Below are 24377 nucleotides of genomic sequence, written 5' to 3' on the forward strand. Positions count from 1 at the left end.
TTTCCGGTTTGCCGTGTCAGTGGAGGCGCATTATAGGGAACGGCTCAGATAGCGCAAGTGCAAATTGAGACTTTTTTACTGACCGTTCATTTTGCACTCAAAAGGAGTATTAAATAAGCAAAAACCCCTCAAAAGGGCAAAAAAAACGGGCCAGAGGCCCGTTTTTCATTCCACACCCTTACTGATGTGCAGTAATGATGTTGTTCTCCACATCCATTTCGATGGTTTTGCCTGGCACCAGCGAACCGGCAAGGATTTGCTGAGCCAGCGGGTTCTCGATCTGCTGCTGTATCGCACGTTTCAGCGGACGTGCACCGTAGACCGGATCATACCCGTTCTCCGCCAGCAGTTTGATCGCATCATCAGAGATGTGCAGCTGATAACCCCGTTCATCCAGACGTTTGTACAGCCGCTGCAGCTGAATCTGCGCAATGGACGCAATATGTTTCTCAGCCAGCGGATGGAACACCACCACCTCATCAATACGGTTGACGAACTCAGGTCGGAAATGCTGTCCGACCACACCCATCACGATATCTTTCATTTCCGGGTAACTGAGATTGCCGAACCGCTCCTGGATTAAATCTGATCCCAGGTTAGAGGTCATAATCACCACGCTGTTACGGAAATCGACCGTCCGGCCCTGCCCATCCGTCAGACGCCCATCATCCAGCACCTGCAGCAGAATGTTAAAGACATCAGGATGCGCTTTCTCTACTTCATCCAGCAGGATGACCGAATAAGGCCGACGGCGCACAGCTTCGGTCAGATAACCGCCCTCTTCATAGCCGACGTAGCCCGGAGGTGCACCCACCAGCCGTGATACTGAGTGTTTTTCCATAAATTCAGACATGTCGATACGAACCATCGCATCGTCACTGTCGAACAGGAAATTAGCCAGCGCTTTACACAGTTCGGTCTTACCGACCCCGGTTGGCCCCAGGAACAGGAAGGAACCGATAGGCCGGTTTGGATCAGAAAGGCCTGCGCGACTACGGCGAATAGCATTCGATACCGCCTCAACCGCTTCATCCTGTCCGATAACCCGGCCATGTAAGTCCTGCTCCATGCGCAGTAACTTATCGCGCTCACCTTCCATCATTCGTGCGACAGGGATACCGGTCCAGCGTGCCAGCACATCGGCAATCTCCACATCGGTTACCCGGTTACGCAGTAACTTCATGGTCTTGCCTTCCGCCTGAGTCGCTGCGGCTAACTGTTTTTCCAGTGCCGGAATTTTACCGTACTGCAGCTCTGACATCTGAGCGAGGTCACCCTGGCGACGTGCCTGCTCTAAATTCAGACGCGCCTGCTCAAGTTCCGCTTTAATGTTCTGCGTGCCGGACAGCGAGGCTTTCTCTGTCTTCCACTCATCTTCCAGCTCGGCGTATTCGCGCTCTTTCTGGTTGAGCTCGGTTTCCAGCATCTCAAGACGCTTGATGCTGGCATCGTCCGCCTCTTTCTTCAGCGCCTGCTGCTCCAGCTTCAGCTGAATGATACGGCGCTCCAGGCGATCCAGTGACTCCGGCTTCGAGTCCATCTGCATACGAATGCTGGAAGCTGCTTCATCGATCAGGTCAATCGCTTTATCCGGCAGCTGCCGGTCAGCAATATAACGATGAGACAGGGTCGCCGCCGCGACAATCGCCGGGTCAGTGATTTGCACATGGTGATGCAGTTCATAACGCTCTTTCAGACCACGCAGAATGGCGATGGTATCTTCCACACTGGGCTCAGCCACAAAGACCTTCTGGAAACGACGCTCCAGCGCGGCATCTTTTTCAATGTACTGGCGATACTCATCAAGCGTAGTGGCACCCACACAGTGCAGTTCACCACGCGCCAGCGCAGGTTTAAGCATATTGCCGGCGTCCATCGCACCGTCCGCTTTACCGGCTCCCACCATGGTGTGCAGCTCGTCGATAAACAGAATGACGTTGCCTTCCTGTTTCGACAGGTCACTCAGTACGCCTTTCAGACGCTCTTCGAATTCACCGCGATATTTCGCCCCGGCCACCAGCGCACCCATATCCAGTGCCAGTACCCGACGTCCTTTCAGACCCTCAGGCACTTCACCATTGATGATGCGCTGCGCCAGCCCTTCGACAATCGCGGTTTTACCCACGCCAGGTTCACCAATCAGTACCGGGTTGTTTTTGGTACGGCGCTGCAGAACCTGGATGGTGCGGCGAATCTCTTCGTCACGACCGATGACCGGATCGAGTTTGCCCTTCTCTGCCCGCTCGGTCAGGTCGATAGTGTATTTTTTTAAAGCCTGGCGCTGATCTTCAGCCCCCTGATCGTTCACGTTGTCTCCTCCCCGCATCTGTTCAATCGCACTGGTGATTTTTTCACGCGTTGCGCCCGCTGCTTTGAGCAGATCGGCCATTGAGCCCCGCGATTCCAGCGCGGCCAGAACAAATAATTCGGATGAAATAAAGTTATCGTTGCGCTTCTGTGCCAGCTTGTCGCACAGGTTTAATACCCGGACGAGGTCAGATGAGGGTTGTACATCGCCTTCGCTGCCTTCAACTTGTGGCAGGCGATCAATAGCCTGCTCAACCTGAGCGCGAAATGGCGTAACGTCGACACCGGCCGAAGTCAGTAAAGGTGAAACCGATCCGCCTTCCTGTTTGAGCAATGCGCTCATCAGATGCAGAGGTTCGATGAATTGATTGTCGTGTCCCAGAGCGAGGGACTGCGCGTCGGCGAGAGCCAGCTGAAATTTATTAGTAAGACGATCCAGACGCATAATTCCTCCCATTACAGGTCAAAATGCTACTGGAGATTAAATGAGGTCATCCCTCAAAATTTCAAGGTTAATGACCTGAGATTTGAGTAAAAAATACGCTAACTGGACCGTCTTATGGCGTAAGGTTATAACAGCCAGATCAAAGTTGCCATACGCCCGGTGATCCCATCGCGGCGGAAAGAGAAGAAATCGTCGCGCTGCGTAAAGGTACAAAGGCTGCTGGCGCTGACTGAATTCACGCCCGCTGCCTGTAGTCGCATCTGCGCCAGCAGGCCGATGTCGGCGTAAAAGCGGTCACCTGATGGACGGAAAGCCTGCACAGCCCGGGGTTCCTGAGCCATAAAGGCCTGACGTACTTCGGCGCCGACCTCAAACGCATCGGGTCCGATTGCCGGTCCAAGCCAGGCATGAATCTGATCAGGCGGCGAACGAAACTGCGCCAGCGTATTTTCCAGTACACCCGCACAAAGTCCGCGCCAGCCTGCATGTGCCGCCGCCACTTCCGTCCCATCCTGTGAACAGAACAGGACCGGCAGACAGTCAGCGGTCATAATGGCACAGACGACGCCGGGCTGATCGGTAATACAGGCATCAGCACGTAATGGCGTACTTCCCCCTGCAGTCAGACGCACAACCTCAGTGCCATGAACCTGATCCAGCCACTGCGGCATGGCAGGTAAACCCGCCTCTTCCAACAGCAACTGCCGGTTACGCGCCACCGCATCCGGATTATCTCCCACATGCCCGCCGAGATTCAGTGCATCCCAGGGCGATGTGCTGATGCCGCCCTGTCGCTGCGTCGAGCAGGCCCGAACGCGTGACGGAGCGGGCCATTGAGGAGTCATCAGATTCATTACCAATTCAACTGGTCTTTAAATTCTTCAGTGTCTGCTTTTAACGCCGCGATGAGATCAACCATGTCCTGCGGAAGCGCAGCATGGAATTCCATTTCAATACCGCTGATGGGGTGATAGAGGCGCAACATCGTGGCGTGCAGTGCCTGACGATCGAAACCGCGCAGCGTAGTAATAAATGCTTCAGACGCGCCTTTTGGCGGACGCGGACGGCCACCGTAAAGCGGATCGCCCACCAGCGGATGGCTGATGTGAGACATATGCACACGGATCTGGTGAGTACGACCGGTTTCCAGACGCAGGCGCAGACGGGTATGGGCCCGGAAGTGCTCCATGATGCGGTAATGAGTGACCGCCGGTTTACCCATTGGGTGTACCGCCATGTGGGTGCGTTTGGTTGAGTGACGGCTGATAGGCTGCTCAACGGTGCCGCCCGCAGTCATATTGCCAATCGCAACCGCTTCATATTCACGGGTGATTTCGCGACGCTGCAGCGAGTCCACCAGATGCGTCTGAGCCGGAACGGTTTTCGCGACCACCATTAAACCGGTGGTGTCTTTATCCAGCCGGTGTACGATGCCCGCGCGCGGCACATCCATAATCGCCGGATAGTGATGAAGTAAGGCGTTTAACACCGTGCCATCCGGATTACCAGCGCCAGGGTGAACCACGAAGTCGCGTGGTTTGTTGATGACAATAATGTCTTCATCTTCATAAACGATGTCGAGTGGCAGATTCTGCGGTTCCCAGCGCTGCGCCTCCTCGATCTCAGCGTCAATCGCGACCAGCTCGCCGCCCAGCACTTTTTCTTTGGGTGTATCGACCATGACGCCGTTTACAGTAACGCGACGATCGAGGATCCACTCTTTTATGCGAGAACGTGAATAATCAGGGAACAATTCCGCCAAAGTCTGATCTAAGCGTTGTCCGAGTTGTGATTCGGATACCGTTGCGGTGAGTTGAACTTGTTGTGCCATATACAGCTTCTTCGTTAACGTTGGGTTTTCACGGCGATGCCGTTTAATATAATGTGCTATCGTACCTGGTCATTACCGGGAGCTATACGGACAGCTTCCGCCATAACATTTGAGGATAATCACTTCGTCATGACGCGTATGAAACATCTGGTGGCTGCTGCCACACTGAGCCTGGCACTTGTTGGTTGTTCCGGCTCAAATGACGCGGTACCGGACAGCCCGCCTTCTGAAATCTATGCTACAGCGCAGCAAAAGCTGCAGGACGGTAACTTTAAAGCTGCGATTAAGCAACTGGAAGCGCTGGATAATCGTTATCCGTTCGGTCCTTATTCGCAGCAGGTGCAGCTGGATTTAATCTACGCGTACTATAAAAATGCCGATCTGCCCCTGGCGCAGGCTGCCATTGCTCGCTTTATGCGTCTGAACCCCACGCATCCGAACATTGACTATGTCATCTATATGAAAGGTCTGACGGACATGGCGCTGGATGACTCCGCGCTGCAGGGCTTCTTTGGTATTGATCGTTCTGACCGCGATCCGACGCACGCTCGTGATGCTTTCCGCGACTTCTCTCAGCTGCTGCGGAGTTACCCGAACAGCCAGTATGCGGCTGATGCTCAGAAACGCCTGGTCTATCTGAAAGACCGTCTGGCTAAATATGAGCTGTCAGTGGCGCAATTCTATACTAAGCGTGAGGCTTATGTCGCGGTTGTTAACCGTGTCGAAGGTATGATGCGCGATTATCCGGATACGCAGGCAACACACGATGCCCTGCCGCTGATGGAGAATGCTTACCGCAATCTGCAGCTGAACGCTGAAGCCGATAAAGTGGCGAAAATCATTGCAGCTAACAAAAGCTGATCGTTCGAAGGATTTTCAGCCATAAAAAAAGCAGCCTCTCAGGGCTGCTTTTTTTTGCTCACAGAACAGTCAGATTTGGATCTGTTCTCAGCGAGCTAACTCATCAAGCATGCCGTGTTAATCGTTTCGCTTCAAGCCATTTCGGCCAGTTTCTCTGCCTTTCTCACAGAATGTTGTGACTGACAAAAAGTGACATTTTTTCGTGATCGAAATCCCACATTGAACGCTTTTTCGCGCTATGCTGAGAAGACCAAGACGGAAATGACAGAGAGGTAAGAACGATGATTCTGAACATTACCAGTAAACAAATGGACATCACTCCGGCAATCCGAAGCCATGTTGAAGACCGTCTCGCCAAGCTCGAAAAATGGCAAACCGACCTGATTAATCCACATATTGTCCTTTCCAAAGAGCCCAAAGAATTCGTGGCTGACGCCACTATTAACACACCTAACGGGACTCTGGTGGCCAGCGCCAAGCACGATGATATGTATACCGCTATCAACGATTTGATTGCCAAGCTCGAGCGTCAGCTGAATAAAGTTCAGCACAAGTCTGAAGCACGCCGCGCCAGTGCCAGCGTGAAAGACATCATTCCCGCCGACGAAGAGTCCTGATTTTCTTAACGCTGTTTCTTAACGCGCCTGCGGGCGCGTTTTTTATTGACAGCTTTTAAGCAGTACGGTTACTCTCAGGTCACTCTCTTTTCGGACATTACCATGAAACTTGATCTGTTTTTCTTCGCTTTCTTTTTTACCTTCCCCTGAACGGGAGGCCATTCGTCGTGTGAAAATGAAAGCGAAGACGAACACCGAAGCCTCCCAACCGGGAGGCTTTTTTTTGGATAGCATACAGGTGAGCCCTATGAATCCCGATAATCCATTGCTGGCGCTACGCGACAAAATCAGCGCCGTGGATAAAAAACTTCTGACGCTGCTGGCCGAGCGTCGTTTGCTGGCAGTGGAAGTTGCACAAGCGAAACTGGCGACGCATCGCCCGATTCGGGATGTGGAGCGCGAACGCGCGCTACTGGAGAATCTCATCGTGCTGGGAAAGGCACACAACCTGGATGCGCACTACATCACCCGTCTGTTCCAGCTGGTAATTGAAGATTCCGTGCTGACTCAGCAAGCGCTGCTGCAAAAAAACCTCAACCATCCCCATGCGCATGCCGCCCGTATCGCCTTCCTGGGCCCGAAAGGCTCTTATTCGCATCTTGCAGCACGCAACTACGCGTCGCGCCATTTCGATAGCATGGTGGAGTGTGGCTGCCTGAAGTTTCACGACATCATCAAACAGGTCGAAAATGGCGTAGCTGATTACGCCGTGATGCCGATTGAGAATACCAGTTCAGGCTCGATTAACGATGTCTACGATCTGCTGCAACAGACCAGCCTCTCAATCGTGGGCGAGCTGACATTGCCTATCGACCACTGCGTGCTGGTGAATGGCCCCACCGATCTTCAGCAGATTGAGACGGTTTACAGCCATCCTCAACCGTTCCAGCAGTGCAGCCAGTTTATTAATCGTTTCCCGCACTGGAAAATCGAATACACCGAGAGTACCGCGGCAGCGATGGAGAAAGTGGCTGCGCTCAACTCACCTAAGGTGGCGGCGCTGGGCAGTGAAGCCGGCGGCGAACTCTATCAGCTGCAGGTGCTGGAACGTAATCTGGCGAATCAGCAGCAGAATCACACCCGCTTTATCGTGCTGGCCCGCAAAGCAATCGAGGTTTCCGACCAGGTGCCAGCGAAAACCACGCTGATTATGGCAACCGGCCAGCAGGCGGGTGCGCTGGTCGACGCGCTGCTGGTGCTGCGTCAGCACAACCTGATTATGAGCAAGCTGGAGTCCCGCCCGATTAATGGTAATCCGTGGGAAGAGATGTTTTACATAGATGTGCAGGGCAACCTGCAATCAGAGCGGATGCAGCAGGCGCTGCAGGAATTACAGACCATGACCCGCTCTCTGAAGGTACTGGGCTGTTACCCCAGCGAAAATGTGGTTCCCGCTGAACCTGGCGAATAAAAAGAAGAAAAAAGGCATCCAACTGGATGCCTTTTTCATTGATGGATGGCTGTCATTTATGGGCGGCTGTCATTGGCCGATCGCAACAGGCTTCGGCTTTCGACCAGGAAGCGTTTTGCGTGATCGCCAAACCACTGTTCAACCCGGTTAAAGCTGGCGATAAACGCCTGCTTGTCGCCCTGCTCCAGCAGCGCAATCGCTTCACCAAACCGCTGGTAATAGCGTTTTATCAGCGCCAGATTACTCTCTGAAGACATGATGATATCCGCATAGAGTTGCGGATCCTGAGCGAACAACCGCCCCACCATCGCCAGTTCAAGCCGGTAAATGGGCGACGAGAGCGCCAGCAGCTGATCCAGATTGACGTTCTCTTCGGCTAAATGCAGACCATAAGCGAAGGTAGCAAAGTGACGCAGCGCCTGAATGAATGCCATGTTCTGGTCATGCTCAACAGCGCTGATACGATGCAGACGCGCACCCCAGACCTGAATCTGCTCCAGGAACCACTGATACGCTTCCGGTTGTCTTCCATCACACCAGACCACCACCTGTTTTGCCAGGCTGCCGCTGTCCGGGCCAAACATCGGATGCAGACCCAGCACAGGCCCGTTATGGGCAGCCAGCATTGCCTGCAGAGGCCGGTTTTTGACCGACGCCAGATCGACCAGAATACAATCTTCCGGCAGTGGTGGCAGTTGGGCAATAACCTGCTCGGTCAGGTGAATCGGCACGCTAATGATCACCATTCCGGCATCGCTGAGCAGAGTCTCAGCCTGAGGCCAGTCCTCTTTATCCAGCGTTTTAACCGTGTAGCCTGATAGCCCGAGCATTTTTTCAAACAGCCGGCCCATCTGGCCCTTACCACCGACAATCACCACCGGGCGCAGTTCAGGACAGAGGGTTTTAAAGCCTTTATCATTCTCGCTGGTATAGGATTCCCGCATCACGCGACGCAGCACATCCTCAATCAGATCCGGTGGTACGCCGAGCGCTTCGGCCTCTTTACGACGGGAAGCCAGCATCGTCGCTTCACGCTCAGGCACATAGATAGGCAGGCCGTTACGGCTCTTCACTTCACCTACTTCGGCCACCAGTTCCAGTCGCTTAGCCAGCAGATCCAGCAGCGCTTTATCAACACTGTCAATTTGATCGCGTAACGCGGTCAGTTCAGCCACCATTGCTCTTACACCTCTTGTGACAGACGCGCCGACAGCACTCCCTGCAGATCCTGATGCATTTCACGCAGCAACGTTTCGGTCACTTCCCAGTTGATGCATGCATCGGTTACGGAAACGCCATACTTCATTTCGCTGCGTGGCTGCTCAGAAGACTGGTTACCTTCATTGATATGGCTTTCCAGCATCAAACCAATGATTGAACGGTTCCCGTCTTTGATCTGCGCAATAGCGGATTCCGCTACGCCAGGCTGACGGCTGTAGTCTTTGTTCGAATTACCATGGCTGCAATCTATCATTAAGGCTGGACGCAGTCCCGCCTTGAGCATCTCTTTTTCACACTGCGCGACATCTTCAGGACCGTAGTTCGGCGCTTTGCCGCCACGCAGGATCACGTGACCATCCGGATTGCCCTGAGTCTGCAGCAGGCAGACCTGACCGGCCTGATTAATCCCGACAAAACGGTGTGGCATTGCGGCTGCACGCATGGCGTTGATTGCCGTTCCCAGACTGCCATCGGTGCCATTTTTAAAGCCTACCGGCATCGACAGGCCCGAGGCCATTTCACGGTGCGTCTGCGATTCAGTGGTACGGGCGCCAATGGCAGACCAGCTGAACAGGTCGCCCAGATATTGCGGACTATTGGGATCCAGCGCTTCAGTGGCCAGAGGCAAACCCATTTCAACCAGGTTCACCAGCAGCTGGCGCGCAATGTGCAGACCCGCTTCCATATCAAACGAGTTATCCATGAAAGGATCGTTGATTAGCCCTTTCCAGCCGACGGTGGTACGAGGTTTTTCAAAATAAACGCGCATCACGATAAAGAGCTGATCTTTCAGCTCTTCGGAAAGGGTTTGCAGACGACGAGCATAGTCCAGTGCCACTTCGGTATCGTGAATTGAGCAGGGTCCGCACACTACCAGCAGACGCGGATCGCGGCCGGCAATAATGTCAGAGATGGTCTGGCGCGACGCCGCGACCTGATCCTGCTGTTCAGTGGTCAGTGGAAACTTCGCTTTCAGCTCTTCAGGCGTGATTAATACCTGTTCACCGGCGATATGCACATTGTTCAGCGCGTCTTTTTGCATGATGGCGATCCTTTGGCTCGTATTGGCAGTCATGGACTCCTCACTGAGGAATGCAAATACTGTATCACAGGCAATACATAGCGCAATATTATATGTACACTTTTATTACCACGGATGAAGAAGGGTGCGAAATATACTTAAAATAAACAATAAAATCATGCATATAATAAAAACCTCAACCACAAAAAACCAAAGACAATTGTACAAATAAGTTTACAGTTAAGGTTATTGCCTTTCTTCTACCCACAGGCAGAATAAAAGAATCATTCTGTTCGCGCTGAGAGAGTTATGTACCCATCACCACAAAATATTTATCTGCGACCTTTTGAGCTCAGCGACGTATCTGCGTTTACCACTGCGGTTAATGCCTCGCTGGATAGCCTTATCCCATGGATGGTCTGGGCGCATCACGATTATCAGCCTCATGAAGCAGAAAGCTGGATCCGCTTTACCCACTGGCAACGGATGAAAGAGGAAGCGGAAGAGTTTGCCATCGTTGATCAGCATGACCAGCTGCTGGGGGGCGCAGGAATACGCTTTGCCCGTCATCCGGGTGACACCAGCGCAATTGGCTACTGGGTTCGCAGTGATGCACAGCGTCAGGGCATCGCCAGCCGCGCGGTGGCCGCGTTGCTGCCGCTGGGGTTTTCACGCCCAGAGACCCGGGTGATTGAGATTCTGGCAGCAGAGGATAACCTGGCCAGTCGGGGCGTGGCTGAGAAGTGCGGTGGTCAGTTCATTGGCTGTCGCTATGGCCTGATCGTATTAGAGGAAGGGCCGGTTAATACCGCGATTTATCATTTTCAGCGGCCGGACGACGGTTAACTGCAGGCAGTAAGGTTGACTGTGACATAAAAAAGGGGCTGGCAGATGCCAACCCCTTGTTTGCTATTAACTTTTAGATGTCGCGTTAGCGATACCTTAGTTAAGACGCTCTTTAATACGAGCAGACTTACCAGTACGCTCACGCAGGTAGTACAGTTTGGCTTTACGCACAGCGCCACGACGTTTAACAGCGATGCTGTCAATTACAGGTGAATGAGTCTGGAATACACGCTCAACGCCTTCGCCGTTAGAAATTTTGCGAACAGTGAATGCAGAGTGCAGACCGCGGTTACGGATAGCGATAACCACGCCCTCGAATGCCTGCAGACGTTTTTTAGAACCTTCAACGACCCATACTTTCACTTCCACGGAATCACCCGGGCGGAAGGAAGGTACGTCCTGTTTCATCTGCTCTTGTTCAATTTGCTTGATAATGTTGCTCATAATTAAATCTCATATCCTGGGTAAACTGATAGTCGGGGAAGAACTTACTCTTCCACATCATCGTTTTGTTGCTGCTGAGATTCCCGCTGGAACTCATTCAGCAACCTTGCTTGCTCTTCAGTCAGAGCCAGGTTTTCCAGAAGTTCAGGTCTTCTCAGCCAGGTACGGCCTAGCGACTGCTTCAGACGCCAGCGGCGGATATCAGCATGGTTGCCTGACAGTAATACTGCCGGGACCTCCACGCCGTCTAACACTTCAGGTCGGGTATAGTGCGGACAATCCAGCAAACCTTCCGAGAACGAATCCTCATCGGCTGACGCCTGCTTGCCGAGCACGCCAGGAATAAACCGGGCGACTGCGTCAATCATCGTCATCGCTGGCAGTTCCCCGCCGCTGAGAACGTAATCACCGATTGACCATTCTTCATCAATTTCGGTCTGGATTACGCGCTCATCAATCCCTTCATAACGGCCACAGACCAGAATTAACTTGTCCCGTGCCGCCAGTTCGCAAACGCCCTGTTGGTCCAGTTTGCGACCCTGAGGTGAAAGATATATCACCCTGGCCCCATCACCTGCCGCTGCTTTCGCTGCGGAGATGGCATCCCGTAAGGGTTGTACCATCATCAGCATTCCCGGTCCGCCGCCGTAAGGACGATCATCCACGGTACGGTGCCGGTCGTGCGTGAAGTCACGAGGACTCCAGCTCTGAATGCTGAGCAGACCGTTTTTTACAGCCCGGCCAGTTACCCCGTAATCGGTAATAGCGCGAAACATTTCTGGAAACAGGCTAATAACACCAATCCACATTGTATTCGCCGTTACGTTACCGTTCGATTCGGAGATCAAAAACCAGGATCCCAATCTACCTCAATGATGCCAGTAGAGAGATCGACTTTCCTGATAACCTGTTCATCAAGAAACGGAATTAACCGCTCCTGAGCACCGAATGCATCCTTCAGGTTTGCCTTAACGACGAGAACGTCGTTCGAGCCGGTTTCCATCATATCGATGACTTTACCCATCTCGTAGCCTTCAAGGTTAACTACCTGGCAGCCCATAAGGTCTTTCCAGTAGTAGTCGCCCTCTTCCAGCGATGGCAACTGCGTCGAGTCAACCTGAATTTCGCAATTGGTTAACTGAGCCGCCGCATCCCGATCTTCAATGCCTTTGACTTTGATGATCAGGTCCTGATTGTGGTGCTTCCAACCGTCCAGTTCGACCTGCTGCCATTTACCGGCGCGCTGGATGAACCAGGGTTGGTAGTTGAAGATGCTTTCAGCGTCTTCAGTGGAGGAAAACACTTTGAGCCAGCCGCGAATACCGTAGGCGGCTCCCATCTTACCCAATACAATCGGGTTAACAGGAGGCTGTGCGGCAATTTGTCTGCTCATGCTCACCACCGTGACAGATTAAGCTGCTTTCTTAGCTTCTTTGACCAGCGCGTTAACGCGATCAGAAAGCGTTGCGCCCTGGCCAACCCAGTGCTCGATACGATCCAGATCAAGACGCAGACCTTCAGCCTGACCAGATGCGATCGGGTTGAAGAAACCAACGCGCTCGATAAAACGACCGTTGCGTGCATTGCGGCTGTCAGTGACGACGACCTGATAGAACGGACGCTTTTTAGCGCCGTGACGTGCCAAACGAATTGTTACCATAACATCCTCTTCAGTTAATAAAACACCCGGCCCCCATCGAGGAACGGGGTCCGGGTGCTGTATAAAAAGCCCGAAAATTTTACTCATTTTGGCGAAAAAAGCAACCTAAACCGTGCCATTTCGGGCTTTTTTGTGGAACGCTTTAGCGGCCAGGAAAACCTGGCGGCATCATACCCTTCATGCCGCGCATCATTTTCGCCATACCGCCCTTCTTCATTTTCTTCATCATACGCTGCATATCGTCAAACTGCTTCAATAAGCGGTTAACGTCCTGCACCTGCATACCGGAGCCGGTCGCAATGCGGCGCTTGCGTGAGCCTTTGATGATCTCTGGTTTTTCACGCTCTTTGCGTGTCATCGAGTTGATGATCGCTTCCATGCGCACCAGCACTTTGTCATCCATCTGTGACTTCACATTGTCAGGCAACTGTCCCATACCGGGCAGTTTGCCCATCAGGCTGGCCATGCCGCCCATGTTGCGCATCTGCTTCAGCTGCTCAAGGAAGTCGTTGAGATCAAAACCGTCGCCGGTTTTCAGCTTCTTAGCCAGTTTCTCAGCCTGATCGCGGTCAACCTTGCTTTCGATATCTTCGATCAGTGACAGCACGTCACCCATGCCGAGGATACGCGAAGCAATACGCTCCGGATAGAACGGCTCAAGTGCATCGGTTTTTTCACCGACACCCATAAATTTAATCGGCTTACCGGTGATATGACGAATCGACAGCGCCGCACCGCCTCGTGCATCACCATCGACTTTGGTCAGGATAACACCGGTCAGCGGTAGTGCTTCATTAAAAGCTTTAGCCGTGTTTGCCGCATCCTGACCGGTCATGGCATCGACCACAAACAGCGTTTCTACCGGATTGATCGCGGCATGAACCTGTTTGATTTCGTCCATCATCGCTTCGTCAACGTGCAGACGACCGGCGGTATCCACCAGCAGTACATCGTAGAACTTCAGGCGAGCTTCACGCAGCGCATTGTTAACGATATCGACCGGCTTCTGGCTGAGATCGGATGGGCAGAAATCCACGCCCACCTGCTGTGCCAGCGTTTCCAGCTGTTTGATTGCCGCCGGACGATAGACGTCGGCAGAAACCACTAAGACTTTCTTTTTGTGCTTCTCGCGCAGGAATTTACCCAGCTTAGCGACGCTGGTTGTTTTACCGGCACCCTGCAGACCCGCCATCAGCACCACGGCTGGCGGCTGAGCAGCCAGGTCGAGTGCATTGTTCTCTGCACCCATCGCCGTAACCAGCTCGTTACGAACGATTTTGATAAACTCCTGACCTGGAGTCAGACTTTTATTCACATCATGGCCGACCGCGCTCTCTTTCACACGGTTGATGAAGTCACGCACTACCGGCAGCGCAACGTCAGCCTCAAGCAGTGCCATGCGCACTTCACGCAGGGTCTCTTTGATGTTCTCTTCAGTCAGCCTTCCGCGGCCGCTGATGTTTCGCAGGGTTTGCGACAAACGATCGGTTAAATTATCAAACATGGTCTCTCACTAAAAAAAAGATCGCGAGGCGCCTGATCGGCAGAATGCGGCGGATTATAACACGAAGCCTCAGCGATCTCTGCAATTGCCCCTCAGATCGTTTGGAGCCTGCTTCGGCTGGCGCTATACTGCCTTTTTCCTTATCTGACTGAACCTGAAAGGATCTATGTTCGTTTTCGCGATAGTGGCGCTATTCGCCTACTCCTTAAGTCTTGCCCTGATCATTCCCAGCCTGTTGAAACGTAACGGCGGCTGGCGGCGAATGGCGATGCTCTCTGCCTGTGTGGCGCTGGTGACACACGCGGTGGCCTTGCAGCAACGCATATTTGCTGTTGATAGCGGACAGAATTTAAGCCTGCTCAACATAGGCTCGCTGGTCAGCCTGTTGATTTGCGCCATCATGACCATTGTGGCGTCACGCAACCGTGGCTGGCTGCTGCTGCCGATTGTTTACAGCTTCGCGCTGATCAATCTGGCCTTCGCCACTTTTGTGCCCAATGCGTTCATCACCCATCTGGAAACCACGCCAGGCATGATGATTCATATCGGCCTGTCGCTGTTCGCCTACGCGACGCTGATTATTGCCGCGCTCTATGCACTGCAGCTGGCGTGGATCGATTACCAGTTAAAAAACAAGCGCCTGGCGTTCACACAGGATATGCCGCCGCTGCTGACCATTGAACGTAAAATGTTTCACATCACCCAGGTGGGCGTCGTCCTGTTGACGCTGGTGCTCTGCACCGGTCTGTTTTATATGCAGGATCTCTTCAGCGCAGAAAACGTCGATAAAGCCGTGCTCTCTATCATCGCGTGGTTTGTTTATATCGTTTTGCTCTGGGGGCACTATCATGAAGGCTGGCGTGGTCGCCGCGTCGTCTGGTTTAACTGCAGCGGTGCGGTGCTGTTAACCATGGCTTACTTCGGCAGTCGCATCCTGCAGCATCTGCTTGTCCCCACCTCTCGTTAAAAAGGAAGTTCTGCGTTGGAGAATGTTTCAACCACCACGCTGATTATTATTCTCTGCGTCATGGTACTGGTTTCCGCCTGGTTTGCCGGGTCGGAAACCGGAATGATGACGCTTAACCGCTATAAGCTGCGCCATCAGGCCAAAAACGGCAGCCGCCCCGCTCGCCGGGTGGAGAAGTTACTGCGTCGCCCCGACCGGTTGCTCAGCCTGGTATTAATCGGCAATAACCTGGTGAATATTCTGGCTTCCGCACTTGCCACCATTGTTGGCATGCGTATTCACGGTGACGAAGGGGTTGCGATCGCAACCGGTATCCTGACCTTTGTGGTGCTGGTATTTGCTGAAGTGCTGCCGAAAACAGTGGCGGCCCTCTATCCCGAACGCGTCGCCTTTCCCAGCAGCCTGCTGCTGGTCCCGCTGCAATACATCATGCTGCCGCTGGTCTGGCTACTCAACACCATTACCCGTCTGCTGATGAGGATGGCGGGTATCCGCGCTGACGGTGCCATTAACTCCGCGCTGAGCAAAGAGGAGTTGCGTACCATCGTCTATGAGTCACGTAGCCTGATGTCACGCCGTAATCAGGACATGCTGCTCTCCGTGCTCGACCTGGAGAAAGTCAGCGTTGATGACATCATGGTTCCGCGTAACGAGATCGTCGGCATTAATATCAACGATGACTGGAAGTCGGTGGTGCGCCAGTTGAGCCACTCGCCACACGGCCGCATTGTGCTGTTCCGGGACTCGCTGGATGACTGCGTCGGCATGCTGCGGGTGCGCGAAGCCTGGCGCATGATGACGGAGAAAAAAGAGTTCACCAAAGAGACGCTGCTGCGCGCCGCCGATGAGATCTACTACATCCCGGAAGGGACACCGCTGAACACCCAACTGGTGAAGTTCCAGCGCAACAAAGAGAAAGCGGGCGTGGTGGTGGATGAGTATGGCGACATCAAAGGGCTGGTGACGATAGAGGACATTCTGGAGGAGATCGTGGGTGACTTCACCACCTCCATGTCACCATCACTGGCAGAAGAAGTGATGCCGCAGAATGATGGGTCCGTGCTGATTGAAGGCAGCGCCAGTGTGCGTGAAATTAACAAGGCGTTTAACTGGCAGCTGCCAGAGCAGGAAGCGCGCACCATCAACGGCATGCTGCTGGAAGCGCTGGAAGAGATCCCTGCCATCGCCACCCGTGTTCAGATCGGCCACTATAACGTCGATATTCTGGACGTGCAGGACAACATGATTAAACAGGTGCGCATCACGCCGAAGACGCCATTGAAAAAATCGGTAGGTTCCTGAAGCGATAAAAAAACGCCGCAATCGACATGATGCGGCGTTTTTTTTAGCAGCAAAGCCCTGACTAGATGTGCAGTTCTTTCAGCTTTTCAGCAGGCAGTTTCAGATCTTCGTTGCGGTTAACGCCGATCTCATGCGCCAGCACATTGCGGGCGATCTGCTGCGCTTCATCCAGTGAGTGCAGCTTGTAGCTGCCGCACTGGTATTCATTCAGCTCAGGGATCTGGTTCTGATCTTTCACTTTCAGAACATCTTCCATCGCCCCTTTCCACGCTTTGGCAACGCGCTGCTCGTCTGGTGTACCAATCAGGCTCATGTAGAAGCCGGTGCGGCAACCCATTGGCGAGATATCGACGATTTCCACACCATCACCATTCAGGTGATCACGCATGAATCCGGCAAAGAGATGCTCCAGCGTATGAATGCCACGCTCAGTGAGAATATCAATGTTCGGGCGGCAAAAACGCAGGTCAAAAACGGTAATCGTATCGCCATGCGGAGTCTTCATGGTTTTCGCCACGCGAACTGCCGGTGCGCCCATGATGGTGTGATCAACGGTAAAACTGTCCAGTAGTGGCATACGTCACCTCCTGTTCTGAGAATTTTTTTTAAAACGATGAAACTTTTCTGTTCGCCCAACGTCTGAATATATGAAAGACGCGCATTTGTTATCATCATCCCTGACAACAGAGATGTTAATTTGGCCACATTGATGTGGCCTTTTTCTTTTCTACCCTTCCCGGCTCGCCAGATACGCTTCAAAATCCAGCTTATCATTCGCTTCCAGCTGCTGCTGTGCAGCTACAGACGCCTGCGCCTGACGCGTGAAATCTTCTTCTGTCAGCACTTCCAGCGGCTCTTCGCAGAGCAGATGGCGATACTGTTCAGCCAGCGCCACGCCGGTTCCGGTTACACCGTTGTCCTTCATTGCCTGAAGGATGCGCGCCGAGTAGGTTAGCTCAGGATCGTCGAACGATGCTACCAGTTGATCGCAAACCTGCTGATATTCCGTGCTGTCCTGATTATGACTGTCTAACACTTCAGCAACCCGACGCAGATCGGCAAACAGGGTTTTGCCCACTTCAACCAGCGAATGTTCCTCTTCTCCGCAGCCTACGGCAATTTTCTGGTCCGGTTTACGCCCTTCCAGCACAACCCGGTTCCAGTTTATACGGGTGCATTGCAACTCATCTGCACTCATTTCCGGCGCATCGGCCAGGGTACACCAGATCAGGAACAGGTCGAGGAAGCGAACCTGATTCTCATCTACGCCGATTGCAGAGAACGGATTGATATCCAGCGAACGCACTTCAATGTACTCAATACCACCACGCAGCAGCGCATCAGAGGGCGCTTCACCCGAGCGTGTCACACGCTTAGGCCGGATTGGCGCATAGAGCTCGTTTTCAATCTGCAGCACGTTGGTGTTGAGCTGCAGCCATTTACCGTCGGCATCTTTAGTGCCCATCGCTGCATACTCTTCTGACGGTGTCTTGATCGCTTTCTTCAGCGCAGTGACATAGCCTTCCAGCGAGTTAAACGTGATGCCCAGAGAGCTCTGTGATTTATTGGTGTAGCCTAAATCACTCAGACGCAGTGAGGTGGCATACGGCAGCCACATCGTGTCTTTGTCGTTGGTTTCGAACGGCAGCGCGCTCTCACGGCCCTGCAGGAAGCTGGAGCTGATAGCTGGCGATGCGCCAAACAGATAGGGGATCACCCAGCCGAAGCGATAATAGTTGCGGATCAGCCGCAGATAGCCCGCCGAGATGGTCTCTTTTCCGCTTTCCTTATCTTTCACGTCAGCCCACTCCTGCCAGAATGAGAGTGGCAGTGAGAAGTTATAGTGAATGCCGGAGATGGTCTGCATCAACGCGCCGTAGCGGTTTTTCAGCCCTTCGCGGTAGAGCGTCTTCATCTGACCAATATTGGATGTGCCATATTGCGCCAGCTCAATATTGTCCGCATCGTCAATCACGCACGGCATACTAAATGGCCACATGCGTTCATCACCCAGTTCACGGGCAACGTGACGATGAATATCGCGCAGGAATGCCAGCATATGATCAATGCTGTGATCCACTGGCGTAATAAATTCCAGCAACGTTTCGGCAAAGTCAGTGGTGATCCAGTCATGTTTCAGCGCCGACCCCAGAGATTCCGGGTGACCGCTTTTTGCCAGCTCGCCATTTGCCTGTACACGCAGCGTTTCACGCTCGATGCCACGGCCAATACCTTTAAGGGCATTGGGATGCGCTTCCAGCCAGGAGAGCGCTTTAGATACGTCCGGGATCACATTACCCCCCCGCTGTGATAATAATTTATTTTTGTTCAGCATAATGTTAACCGTAGCCTCGAGTCTGTGCGAATCAATGCCACCATTGCATACCCTGTAATGTGGCAGTCGCGATAACGATATAACGCAGTGTTTTGCCGACAGCGAGAAACAGCATCGCGGGTAGCCAGGCGAAACGTAACCAGCCTGCCAGAACGCAGAGCAGATCACCTATCACTGGCAGCCAGCTGAATAACAGTGCTGCAGGTCCCAGTCGGTGCAACCACGTCATTGCTGTGTCATGCCATCGCCCCTGACGTTTTAACGGCAGCAAGCGACCAATAAGAATGTTGGTTAAGCCGCCCAAGGTGTTTCCCAGTGATGCGGCCAAAAGCAACCCGTAAACTGATGTCTTTTTTGCTATCAATAGTGCTATCAGCAGTGCTTCAGAACTTCCCGGCAGGAGCGTTGCACTTAAAAAGCTGCTGCCGAACATCGAGGCATAGGTAAGAACGTCACTCACAGTAAACGGACATCCACCACAGCCATACCTGCCGCCTTCGCTGCCTGAATACCAAAGTCCGCATCCTCAAACACCACACAACGTGTCGGCGTCACACCCATCAGCTCAGCGCAGCGTAAGAAGGTTTCAGGCTCAGGTTTATGACGCTGTACGTCGTCAGCACCGACGACGGCCGAAAAGAGCTCACGTACGCCCAGCTGCGTCAGTAACGCCTCTGCCATGCTGTGTTCGCTTCCGGTACCGACCGCCATCGGACGACGCCCGTGATACGCTTTCACCACCTCCATTAAAGGCAGTGGCTTCACGTTTTCCAGCAGCATCGCTTTCACGGCAGCGGTTTTTTCTGCGGCAAGAAGATGAGGGTCGAGTGACGACTGATTGGATTCAATGATGAACTGCGACAGCCGCCAGGTTGGTGCGCCATTGAAGTCGATAATACGTGCTTCATCCAGCGTTAATCCATAACGCTGGAGCACCTGACGCCACGCTTTTCGATGTGTCGGCTCAGTATCAAGAATCGTGCCGTCCATATCGAAAATCAGGGCGTCATATTGATCGTACATTGTCACTCCGGACATTCATCAAATGAGACATTACTTTAGCCTAATGTGGACAGGTTGTCGCCAGGGGGGATGAACAGCAAATGCTTTGAAAGCATTAACAATTTTTGTTTTCAGATAAAGGTGATCGTGCACGACCAGCGATAAACGTACGAAATTCCAGCGTTTTTTTAACATTCTTCTGGCAGACAAGCGGCGGCGGACGGGCATGGGCAGCAAAACAGAAGGCGTTGATGCGGGAAACAGGCGTTTCGGATCGCTTAAGTCAGGATGATGAATCAATGGGGCAGATTAAACAGGAAAAGAGTGCGTGTGAAGCCAGAGGGAAACTGCAGAGGTTTTTCAGGATACTCACTCAGCGTTTGCTGTACGGGCGGTTACGGAAGTAACGCTATCGTGTTTAGTGAGGTCTTAGCGATCATCGCGCCATGATACTTTGAGGGATTTTGAGGCTAAAGAAGAAGATGGTGCATCCAGGAGGATGACTCAGCTTGCGCTTCGCCCTGCGGGCCGTTGCTGATGCAACGTTATCCCCCTTCGTGCGGCCGGAACGCTTATTGCGTCATGTCACACTGAGGAACTGCCAACATTCGAGAAGATGGTGCATCCAGGAGGATTCGAACCTCCGACCGCTCGGTTCGTAGCCGAGTACTCTATCCAGCTGAGCTATGGATGCATTGGGGTCTATCTTTTGAGGTACAACTTTTTATGGACTTACAGAAACCAAACTAAGGATGTTACAAAGAATGGTGCATCCAGGAGGATTACTCAGCTTGCGCTTCGCCCTATGGGCCGTTGCTGATGCAACGTTATCCTCCTTAGTGCGGCCTGAACGATAATCACGTCATGACACACTGAGGCACTGTCCATATTCGGGAAGAATATGGTGCATCCAGGAGGATTCGAACCTCCGACCGCTCGGTTCGTAGCCGAGTACTCTATCCAGCTGAGCTATGGATGCATAAAACAAATTCTTGTACAACGCAGGGTGCTAACTACTCACCATGAAAGGAATTGCTAATTCGCTTTGTTTCGATGGTGCATCCAGGAGGATTCGAACCTCCGACCGCTCGGTTCGTAGCCGAGTACTCTATCCAGCTGAGCTATGGATGCATCGAAAATGGCGGTGAGGGAGGGATTCGAACCCTCGATACAGCTTTTGACCGTATACTCCCTTAGCAGGGGAGCGCCTTCAGCCTCTCGGCCACCTCACCTTACGCTTTCTTTCGAACTGTGCGTCTGAACGTTGTTTCTGCTCATCGGCACTGCGTGGCGCACATATTACTTTCCCGGACTTTTAAGTCAAACAATTTTTCCGAAACTTTGTTTGATTGAGCAAATCACACACAATTGGGACAAAATGGCGACAAAAAGAGTGAATTATCAACAATCAAAGATGATGGCGTTAACAAAACAGAGGAGGAACAGGTAGAAAGAAAAGGCAGGATTTTTACAGAAAGCGGTAGCGCCTCGCACAGGTGCGAGACGCTGAATCCGTTAAACGCTGGTTTGTTGCGTTTTTTCAGCCTGGATGCGTTGATAGATCTCTTCGCGATGCACAGACACTTCTTTCGGCGCGTTAACACCGATACGAACCTGGTTACCCTTAACACCCAGCACCGTTACAGTTACCTCATCACCGATCATGAGGGTTTCACCAACTCGACGAGTTAGAATAAGCATTCTTTGCTCCTTGAAAGATTAAAAGAGTCGGGCTTGTACAGGCTCCCGGCATTATCCATCATTTAACGCTGCACAATGTGTATGAGAAATACACCAATGCACATCGATGCGCCAATACATTCTGCTGATAGTTAGTTTAGCCGAAATACACTACATCAACCTGACTTTGTCACTTGCTGCTTTAGCATCGTATTAAAAAGCGCCGGAACAACCGTTCTGACGCTTTTTACGATGCCTTGTTTTAATTCACTTACAGACGGCTGCTGACCCAGTCCTCAACCCCTGCTAATGCGCCTTTCAGAGCACCCGCATCGTTACCACCAGCTTGTGCCATATCAGGACGGCCACCGCCCTTCCCGCCAACCTGCTGAGCCAGACCGGCAATCAACTCACCCGCTTTAACACGGTCAGTCAGATCTTTGGTCACACCCGCAATCAGCGACACCTTACCTTCAGTAACCGTTGCCAGCACAATAATCGCCGAACCCAGCTGATTCTTAAGATCATCAACCATGGTACGCAACATTTTAGGTTCAACATTGTTGAGCTCACTGACCAGCAGTTTCACTCCCTTAATGTCGATAGCATTGCTGCTCAGTGAAGCGCTCTCCTGCGCGGCTTGCTGATCGCGCAGTTGCTGCAACTCTTTCTCCAGAGCCCGTACATGATCGACCAGACCACGTACTTTCTCATTCAGGTTGCTGCTGTTCGCTTTTACCAGCTGCGCAAGATCCTGCAGCTGGCTGCTCTGCGCATTGACCTGCGCCAGCGCGCCTTCACCCGTAATCGCTTCGATACGACGAATACCGGCTGCGGTACCTGACTCCGCCTGAATACGGAACAGCCCGATGTCACCCGTGCGCGCAGCATGGGTACCACCACACAGCTCAACAGAGAAATCACCCATGGTCAGAACGCGCACGCGCTGATCATATTTCTCGCCAAACAGTGCCATTGCCCCTTTAGACTTCGCCGCATCCAGATCCATCACTTCGGTTTCAACCGGCAGGTTGCGACGAATTTGCGCATTGACGATATCTTCGACCTGACGAATCTCCTGAGGTTTCATCGCTTCGAAATGCGAGAAATCGAAACGCAGGTACTTGTCGTTAACCAGCGAGCCTTTCTGCGCCACATGCTCACCTAAAACCTGACGCAAGGCGGCATGCAGTAAGTGAGTAGCAGAGTGGTTAAGACGGATGCGCGCACGGCGTGCCGCATCAACCTGTGCCTCAAGGCGATCACCGATACGCAACTGCCCTGCGGTCAGCTTACCGACATGACCGATTGCCTGACCATATTTTTGTGTATCCTGGACGCTAAATTCAGCATTCTTCCCTTTCAGCAGACCAGTATCGCCTACCTGGCCACCCGATTCGCCATAGAATGGCGTTTCATCCAGCACGACCACAGCATCCTGACCCGCGGTCACTTCATCAACCGCCTCGCCTGCAACATAGAGCGCTTTCACCGTGGCAGCTAAATCGAGCTGGTCGTAGCCTTTGAAGGATGAGGCGGCATCAATACGAATAACGTTGCTGTAGTCAGCGCCGAAGCCACTCGCTTCACGTGCGCGCTGACGCTGCTGCTCCATCGCCCGCTCAAAGCCGGCTTCGTCGATCTTCAGATTGCGTTCGCGACAGACGTCAGCCGTTAAATCAGCCGGGAAACCAAAGGTATCGTAGAGACGGAAGACGATTTCGCCATCCAGCGTGTCGCCCTGCAGTTTTTCCAGCTCTTCGTCCAGCAGCGCCAGTCCGCGCTCCAGGGTTCTGGCAAACTGATCTTCTTCGCTTTTCAGCACCTGCTCAACCTGAGCCTGCTGGCGCTGTAACTCTTCGCCTGCGGCACCCATGACCTCAACCAGTGGCGCAACCAGCTTATAGAAGAAGGCCTCTTTAGCGCCCAGCATGTTGCCATGACGCACGGCACGACGAATGATACGACGCAGCACGTAGCCACGGTTCTCATTAGACGGGATGACGCCATCGGCAATCAGGAAAGCACAGGAGCGAATGTGGTCGGCAATGACACGCAGCGATTTGTTACTGAGGTCAGTGGCACCGGTAACCTGCGCCACGGCCTGAATCAGTTTCTGGAACAGGTCGATTTCATAGTTGGAGTTGACGTGTTGCAGAACGGCAGAAATACGCTCAAGGCCCATTCCGGTATCAACCGACGGTTTTGGCAGCGGCAACATGGTGCCATCAGCCTGACGGTTGAACTGCATAAAGACGATGTTCCAGATCTCAATGTAACGGTCACCATCTTCTTCCGGGCTGCCCGGCGGGCCACCCCAGATGTGATCGCCATGATCGTAGAAAATCTCGCTGCACGGACCACAAGGACCGGTATCGCCCATCTGCCAGAAGTTATCTGACGCATACGCGCTGCCCTTGTTGTCGCCAATGCGAATAATGCGTTCACGTGGCACACCGATTTCGTTCGCCCAGATATCAAAGGCTTCATCGTCGGTTTCATAGATCGTCACCCACAGACGCTCTTTTGGCAGGCTGAACCACTGCTCGCTCGTCAGCAGTTCCCAGGCAAAACCAATCGCCTCTCTCTTGAAATAGTCACCAAAGCTGAAGTTACCCAGCATTTCAAAGAAGGTGTGGTGACGTGCGGTGTAACCGACGTTTTCAAGATCGTTGTGTTTGCCGCCTGCGCGTACGCAGCGCTGTGACGTGGTCGCACGTGTGTAGTCACGTTTGTCCTGACCGAGGAACACATCTTTAAACTGGTTCATCCCGGCGTTAGTAAACAACAACGTTGGATCGTTATTCGGTACGAGGGAGCTGCTGGTTACAACCTCATGTCCCTTGCTATGAAAAAAGTCGAGAAACGCTTGACGGATCTCAGCAGTGCTCTTGCTCATATATATCCTGGAATCACGCTAACG

The 24377-nt window shown here is 52.8% G+C and carries 23 protein-coding genes, 4 tRNA genes and 1 other annotated feature; of the genes, 7 read left to right on the top strand and 20 right to left on the bottom strand.

Features of this window, described 5'->3' with window-relative positions; all coding sequences use genetic code 11:
- Window positions 1–178: 178 nt before the first annotated feature.
- The 3 genes from clpB to rluD all read right to left on the bottom strand — a co-directional run bounded on the left by clpB (window position 179) and on the right by rluD (window position 4583).
- Window positions 179–2764, bottom strand: coding sequence for an ATP-dependent chaperone ClpB (gene clpB / locus HFD87_RS21000; protein WP_181955693.1), 2586 nt, complete (start codon window positions 2762–2764; stop codon window positions 179–181).
- Window positions 2765–2877: 113 nt separating this feature from the next.
- Entirely contained in the window at window positions 2878–3606 is a 729-nt protein-coding gene (gene yfiH, locus HFD87_RS21005) for a purine nucleoside phosphorylase YfiH (RefSeq protein WP_167423907.1), read from the bottom strand.
- A complete protein-coding gene (gene rluD, locus HFD87_RS21010) occupies window positions 3606–4583 on the bottom strand; it encodes a 23S rRNA pseudouridine(1911/1915/1917) synthase RluD (RefSeq protein WP_010248442.1) in 978 nt (325 codons plus the stop codon). The genes yfiH and rluD overlap by 1 nt, the downstream gene beginning before the upstream one ends.
- Window positions 4584–4712: 129 nt before the next feature.
- Here rluD and bamD point away from each other — a divergent pair, with 129 nt between their 5' ends.
- The 4 genes from bamD (at window position 4713) to pheA (ending at window position 7472) form a co-directional block, all read left to right on the top strand.
- Window positions 4713–5444, top strand: a complete 732-nt coding sequence (gene bamD / locus HFD87_RS21015; protein WP_010248444.1) for an outer membrane protein assembly factor BamD — start codon at window positions 4713–4715, stop codon at window positions 5442–5444.
- Window positions 5445–5725: 281 nt separating this feature from the next.
- Window positions 5726–6061 carry a ribosome-associated translation inhibitor RaiA gene (raiA, locus tag HFD87_RS21020; RefSeq protein ID WP_003849030.1) on the top strand — a complete coding sequence of 112 codons (336 nt, stop codon included), beginning with the start codon at window positions 5726–5728 and terminating at the stop codon, window positions 6059–6061.
- A gap of 101 nt (window positions 6062–6162) precedes the next feature.
- Window positions 6163–6287: a sequence feature (Phe leader region), on the top strand.
- A complete protein-coding gene (gene pheL, locus HFD87_RS22845) occupies window positions 6164–6211 on the top strand; it encodes a pheA operon leader peptide PheL (protein WP_187507180.1) in 48 nt (15 codons plus the stop codon). (Overlaps the previous feature by 48 nt.)
- Before the next feature lie 21 nt (window positions 6288–6308).
- Complete coding sequence (gene pheA, locus HFD87_RS21025) at window positions 6309–7472, top strand: bifunctional chorismate mutase/prephenate dehydratase (protein WP_010248448.1); 1164 nt, start codon at window positions 6309–6311, stop codon at window positions 7470–7472.
- Window positions 7473–7528: 56 nt separating this feature from the next.
- Here pheA and tyrA read toward each other — a convergent pair whose 3' ends face one another.
- Both tyrA and HFD87_RS21035 read right to left on the bottom strand, forming a co-directional pair.
- Window positions 7529–8650 (bottom strand): bifunctional chorismate mutase/prephenate dehydrogenase, encoded by a 1122-nt coding sequence (gene tyrA / locus HFD87_RS21030; protein WP_167423908.1) that lies wholly within the window; start codon window positions 8648–8650, stop codon window positions 7529–7531.
- A gap of 5 nt (window positions 8651–8655) precedes the next feature.
- Window positions 8656–9735 (bottom strand): 3-deoxy-7-phosphoheptulonate synthase, encoded by a 1080-nt coding sequence (locus tag HFD87_RS21035; RefSeq protein WP_010248468.1) that lies wholly within the window; start codon window positions 9733–9735, stop codon window positions 8656–8658.
- Window positions 9736–10023: 288 nt separating this feature from the next.
- On the opposite strand from HFD87_RS21035, the gene HFD87_RS21040 reads away from it, so the two are divergent.
- A complete protein-coding gene (locus HFD87_RS21040; protein ID WP_010248470.1) occupies window positions 10024–10560 on the top strand; it encodes a GNAT family N-acetyltransferase in 537 nt (178 codons plus the stop codon).
- 96 nt (window positions 10561–10656) lie between these two features.
- On the opposite strand, the gene rplS is transcribed toward HFD87_RS21040, so the two are convergent.
- The 5 genes from rplS to ffh form a co-directional block, all read right to left on the bottom strand.
- Window positions 10657–11004 carry a 50S ribosomal protein L19 gene (gene rplS / locus HFD87_RS21045; protein WP_003849035.1) on the bottom strand — a complete coding sequence of 116 codons (348 nt, stop codon included), beginning with the start codon at window positions 11002–11004 and terminating at the stop codon, window positions 10657–10659.
- Window positions 11005–11048: 44 nt separating this feature from the next.
- The gene (trmD, locus tag HFD87_RS21050; protein WP_010248477.1) at window positions 11049–11813 is read right to left on the bottom strand and encodes a tRNA (guanosine(37)-N1)-methyltransferase TrmD; all 765 of its coding nucleotides are present in this window, start codon (window positions 11811–11813) and stop codon (window positions 11049–11051) included.
- A 35-nt stretch (window positions 11814–11848) separates the two neighbouring features.
- A complete protein-coding gene (gene rimM / locus HFD87_RS21055; protein ID WP_010248480.1) occupies window positions 11849–12397 on the bottom strand; it encodes a ribosome maturation factor RimM in 549 nt (182 codons plus the stop codon).
- Between the two features lie 18 nt (window positions 12398–12415).
- On the bottom strand, window positions 12416–12664 hold the full coding sequence (gene rpsP / locus HFD87_RS21060; protein WP_003849041.1) for a 30S ribosomal protein S16: 249 nt from the start codon (window positions 12662–12664) through the stop codon (window positions 12416–12418).
- A 142-nt stretch (window positions 12665–12806) separates the two neighbouring features.
- The gene (gene ffh, locus HFD87_RS21065; RefSeq protein WP_010248486.1) at window positions 12807–14168 is read right to left on the bottom strand and encodes a signal recognition particle protein; all 1362 of its coding nucleotides are present in this window, start codon (window positions 14166–14168) and stop codon (window positions 12807–12809) included.
- Window positions 14169–14334: 166 nt separating this feature from the next.
- On the opposite strand from ffh, the gene HFD87_RS21070 reads away from it, so the two are divergent.
- Both HFD87_RS21070 and HFD87_RS21075 read left to right on the top strand, forming a co-directional pair.
- Window positions 14335–15135 carry an inner membrane protein YpjD gene (locus HFD87_RS21070; protein ID WP_010248489.1) on the top strand — a complete coding sequence of 267 codons (801 nt, stop codon included), beginning with the start codon at window positions 14335–14337 and terminating at the stop codon, window positions 15133–15135.
- 15 nt (window positions 15136–15150) lie between these two features.
- On the top strand, window positions 15151–16437 hold the full coding sequence (locus tag HFD87_RS21075; RefSeq protein ID WP_022623780.1) for an HlyC/CorC family transporter: 1287 nt from the start codon (window positions 15151–15153) through the stop codon (window positions 16435–16437).
- A gap of 61 nt (window positions 16438–16498) precedes the next feature.
- On the opposite strand, the gene luxS is transcribed toward HFD87_RS21075, so the two are convergent.
- From luxS to alaS, 10 genes are all read right to left on the bottom strand, one after another.
- The gene (gene luxS, locus HFD87_RS21080; RefSeq protein WP_009086888.1) at window positions 16499–17014 is read right to left on the bottom strand and encodes an S-ribosylhomocysteine lyase; all 516 of its coding nucleotides are present in this window, start codon (window positions 17012–17014) and stop codon (window positions 16499–16501) included.
- 150 nt (window positions 17015–17164) lie between these two features.
- Window positions 17165–18772 carry a glutamate--cysteine ligase gene (gshA, locus tag HFD87_RS21085; protein WP_167423909.1) on the bottom strand — a complete coding sequence of 536 codons (1608 nt, stop codon included), beginning with the start codon at window positions 18770–18772 and terminating at the stop codon, window positions 17165–17167.
- Between the two features lie 31 nt (window positions 18773–18803).
- On the bottom strand, window positions 18804–19232 hold the full coding sequence (locus tag HFD87_RS21090) for a YqaA family protein (protein ID WP_010248498.1): 429 nt from the start codon (window positions 19230–19232) through the stop codon (window positions 18804–18806).
- A complete protein-coding gene (gene yqaB / locus HFD87_RS21095; protein WP_154210499.1) occupies window positions 19229–19795 on the bottom strand; it encodes a fructose-1-phosphate/6-phosphogluconate phosphatase in 567 nt (188 codons plus the stop codon). Before yqaB ends, HFD87_RS21090 begins: the two co-directional genes overlap by 4 nt.
- Before the next feature lie 596 nt (window positions 19796–20391).
- Window positions 20392–20468: transfer RNA gene (locus HFD87_RS21100), tRNA-Arg, on the bottom strand.
- Window positions 20469–20676: 208 nt separating this feature from the next.
- Window positions 20677–20753, bottom strand: a tRNA-Arg gene (locus HFD87_RS21105).
- Window positions 20754–20828: 75 nt separating this feature from the next.
- Window positions 20829–20905 (bottom strand) — tRNA-Arg (locus HFD87_RS21110).
- Between the two features lie 8 nt (window positions 20906–20913).
- A tRNA-Ser gene (locus HFD87_RS21115) sits at window positions 20914–21006 on the bottom strand.
- Between the two features lie 283 nt (window positions 21007–21289).
- The gene (csrA, locus tag HFD87_RS21120; protein ID WP_008927091.1) at window positions 21290–21475 is read right to left on the bottom strand and encodes a carbon storage regulator CsrA; all 186 of its coding nucleotides are present in this window, start codon (window positions 21473–21475) and stop codon (window positions 21290–21292) included.
- A 250-nt stretch (window positions 21476–21725) separates the two neighbouring features.
- A complete protein-coding gene (gene alaS / locus HFD87_RS21125; protein WP_010672120.1) occupies window positions 21726–24353 on the bottom strand; it encodes an alanine--tRNA ligase in 2628 nt (875 codons plus the stop codon).
- Window positions 24354–24377 lie beyond the last annotated feature (24 nt).

Source organism: Pantoea sp. EKM21T, assembly GCF_011800405.1.
Lineage (GTDB): Bacteria > Pseudomonadota > Gammaproteobacteria > Enterobacterales > Enterobacteriaceae > Pantoea > Pantoea agglomerans.

Excerpts from the sequence above, each read along its gene's own strand:
- clpB (WP_181955693.1), bottom strand. The coding sequence starts at position 2,764 with ATGGGAGGAATTATGCGTCTGGATCGTCTTACTAATAAATTTCAGCTG.
- yfiH (WP_167423907.1), bottom strand. The coding sequence starts at position 3,606 with ATGAATCTGATGACTCCTCAATGGCCCGCTCCGTCACGCGTTCGGGCC.
- rluD (WP_010248442.1), bottom strand. The coding sequence starts at position 4,583 with ATGGCACAACAAGTTCAACTCACCGCAACGGTATCCGAATCACAACTC.
- bamD (WP_010248444.1), top strand. The coding sequence starts at position 4,713 with ATGACGCGTATGAAACATCTGGTGGCTGCTGCCACACTGAGCCTGGCA.
- raiA (WP_003849030.1), top strand. The coding sequence starts at position 5,726 with ATGATTCTGAACATTACCAGTAAACAAATGGACATCACTCCGGCAATC.
- pheA (WP_010248448.1), top strand. The coding sequence starts at position 6,309 with ATGAATCCCGATAATCCATTGCTGGCGCTACGCGACAAAATCAGCGCC.
- tyrA (WP_167423908.1), bottom strand. The coding sequence starts at position 8,650 with ATGGTGGCTGAACTGACCGCGTTACGCGATCAAATTGACAGTGTTGAT.
- HFD87_RS21035 (WP_010248468.1), bottom strand. The coding sequence starts at position 9,735 with ATGCAAAAAGACGCGCTGAACAATGTGCATATCGCCGGTGAACAGGTA.
- HFD87_RS21040 (WP_010248470.1), top strand. The coding sequence starts at position 10,024 with ATGTACCCATCACCACAAAATATTTATCTGCGACCTTTTGAGCTCAGC.
- rplS (WP_003849035.1), bottom strand. The coding sequence starts at position 11,004 with ATGAGCAACATTATCAAGCAAATTGAACAAGAGCAGATGAAACAGGAC.
- trmD (WP_010248477.1), bottom strand. The coding sequence starts at position 11,813 with ATGTGGATTGGTGTTATTAGCCTGTTTCCAGAAATGTTTCGCGCTATT.
- rimM (WP_010248480.1), bottom strand. The coding sequence starts at position 12,397 with ATGAGCAGACAAATTGCCGCACAGCCTCCTGTTAACCCGATTGTATTG.
- rpsP (WP_003849041.1), bottom strand. The coding sequence starts at position 12,664 with ATGGTAACAATTCGTTTGGCACGTCACGGCGCTAAAAAGCGTCCGTTC.
- ffh (WP_010248486.1), bottom strand. The coding sequence starts at position 14,168 with ATGTTTGATAATTTAACCGATCGTTTGTCGCAAACCCTGCGAAACATC.
- HFD87_RS21070 (WP_010248489.1), top strand. The coding sequence starts at position 14,335 with ATGTTCGTTTTCGCGATAGTGGCGCTATTCGCCTACTCCTTAAGTCTT.
- luxS (WP_009086888.1), bottom strand. The coding sequence starts at position 17,014 with ATGCCACTACTGGACAGTTTTACCGTTGATCACACCATCATGGGCGCA.
- gshA (WP_167423909.1), bottom strand. The coding sequence starts at position 18,772 with ATGCTGAACAAAAATAAATTATTATCACAGCGGGGGGGTAATGTGATC.
- yqaB (WP_154210499.1), bottom strand. The coding sequence starts at position 19,795 with ATGTACGATCAATATGACGCCCTGATTTTCGATATGGACGGCACGATT.
- csrA (WP_008927091.1), bottom strand. The coding sequence starts at position 21,475 with ATGCTTATTCTAACTCGTCGAGTTGGTGAAACCCTCATGATCGGTGAT.
- alaS (WP_010672120.1), bottom strand. The coding sequence starts at position 24,353 with ATGAGCAAGAGCACTGCTGAGATCCGTCAAGCGTTTCTCGACTTTTTT.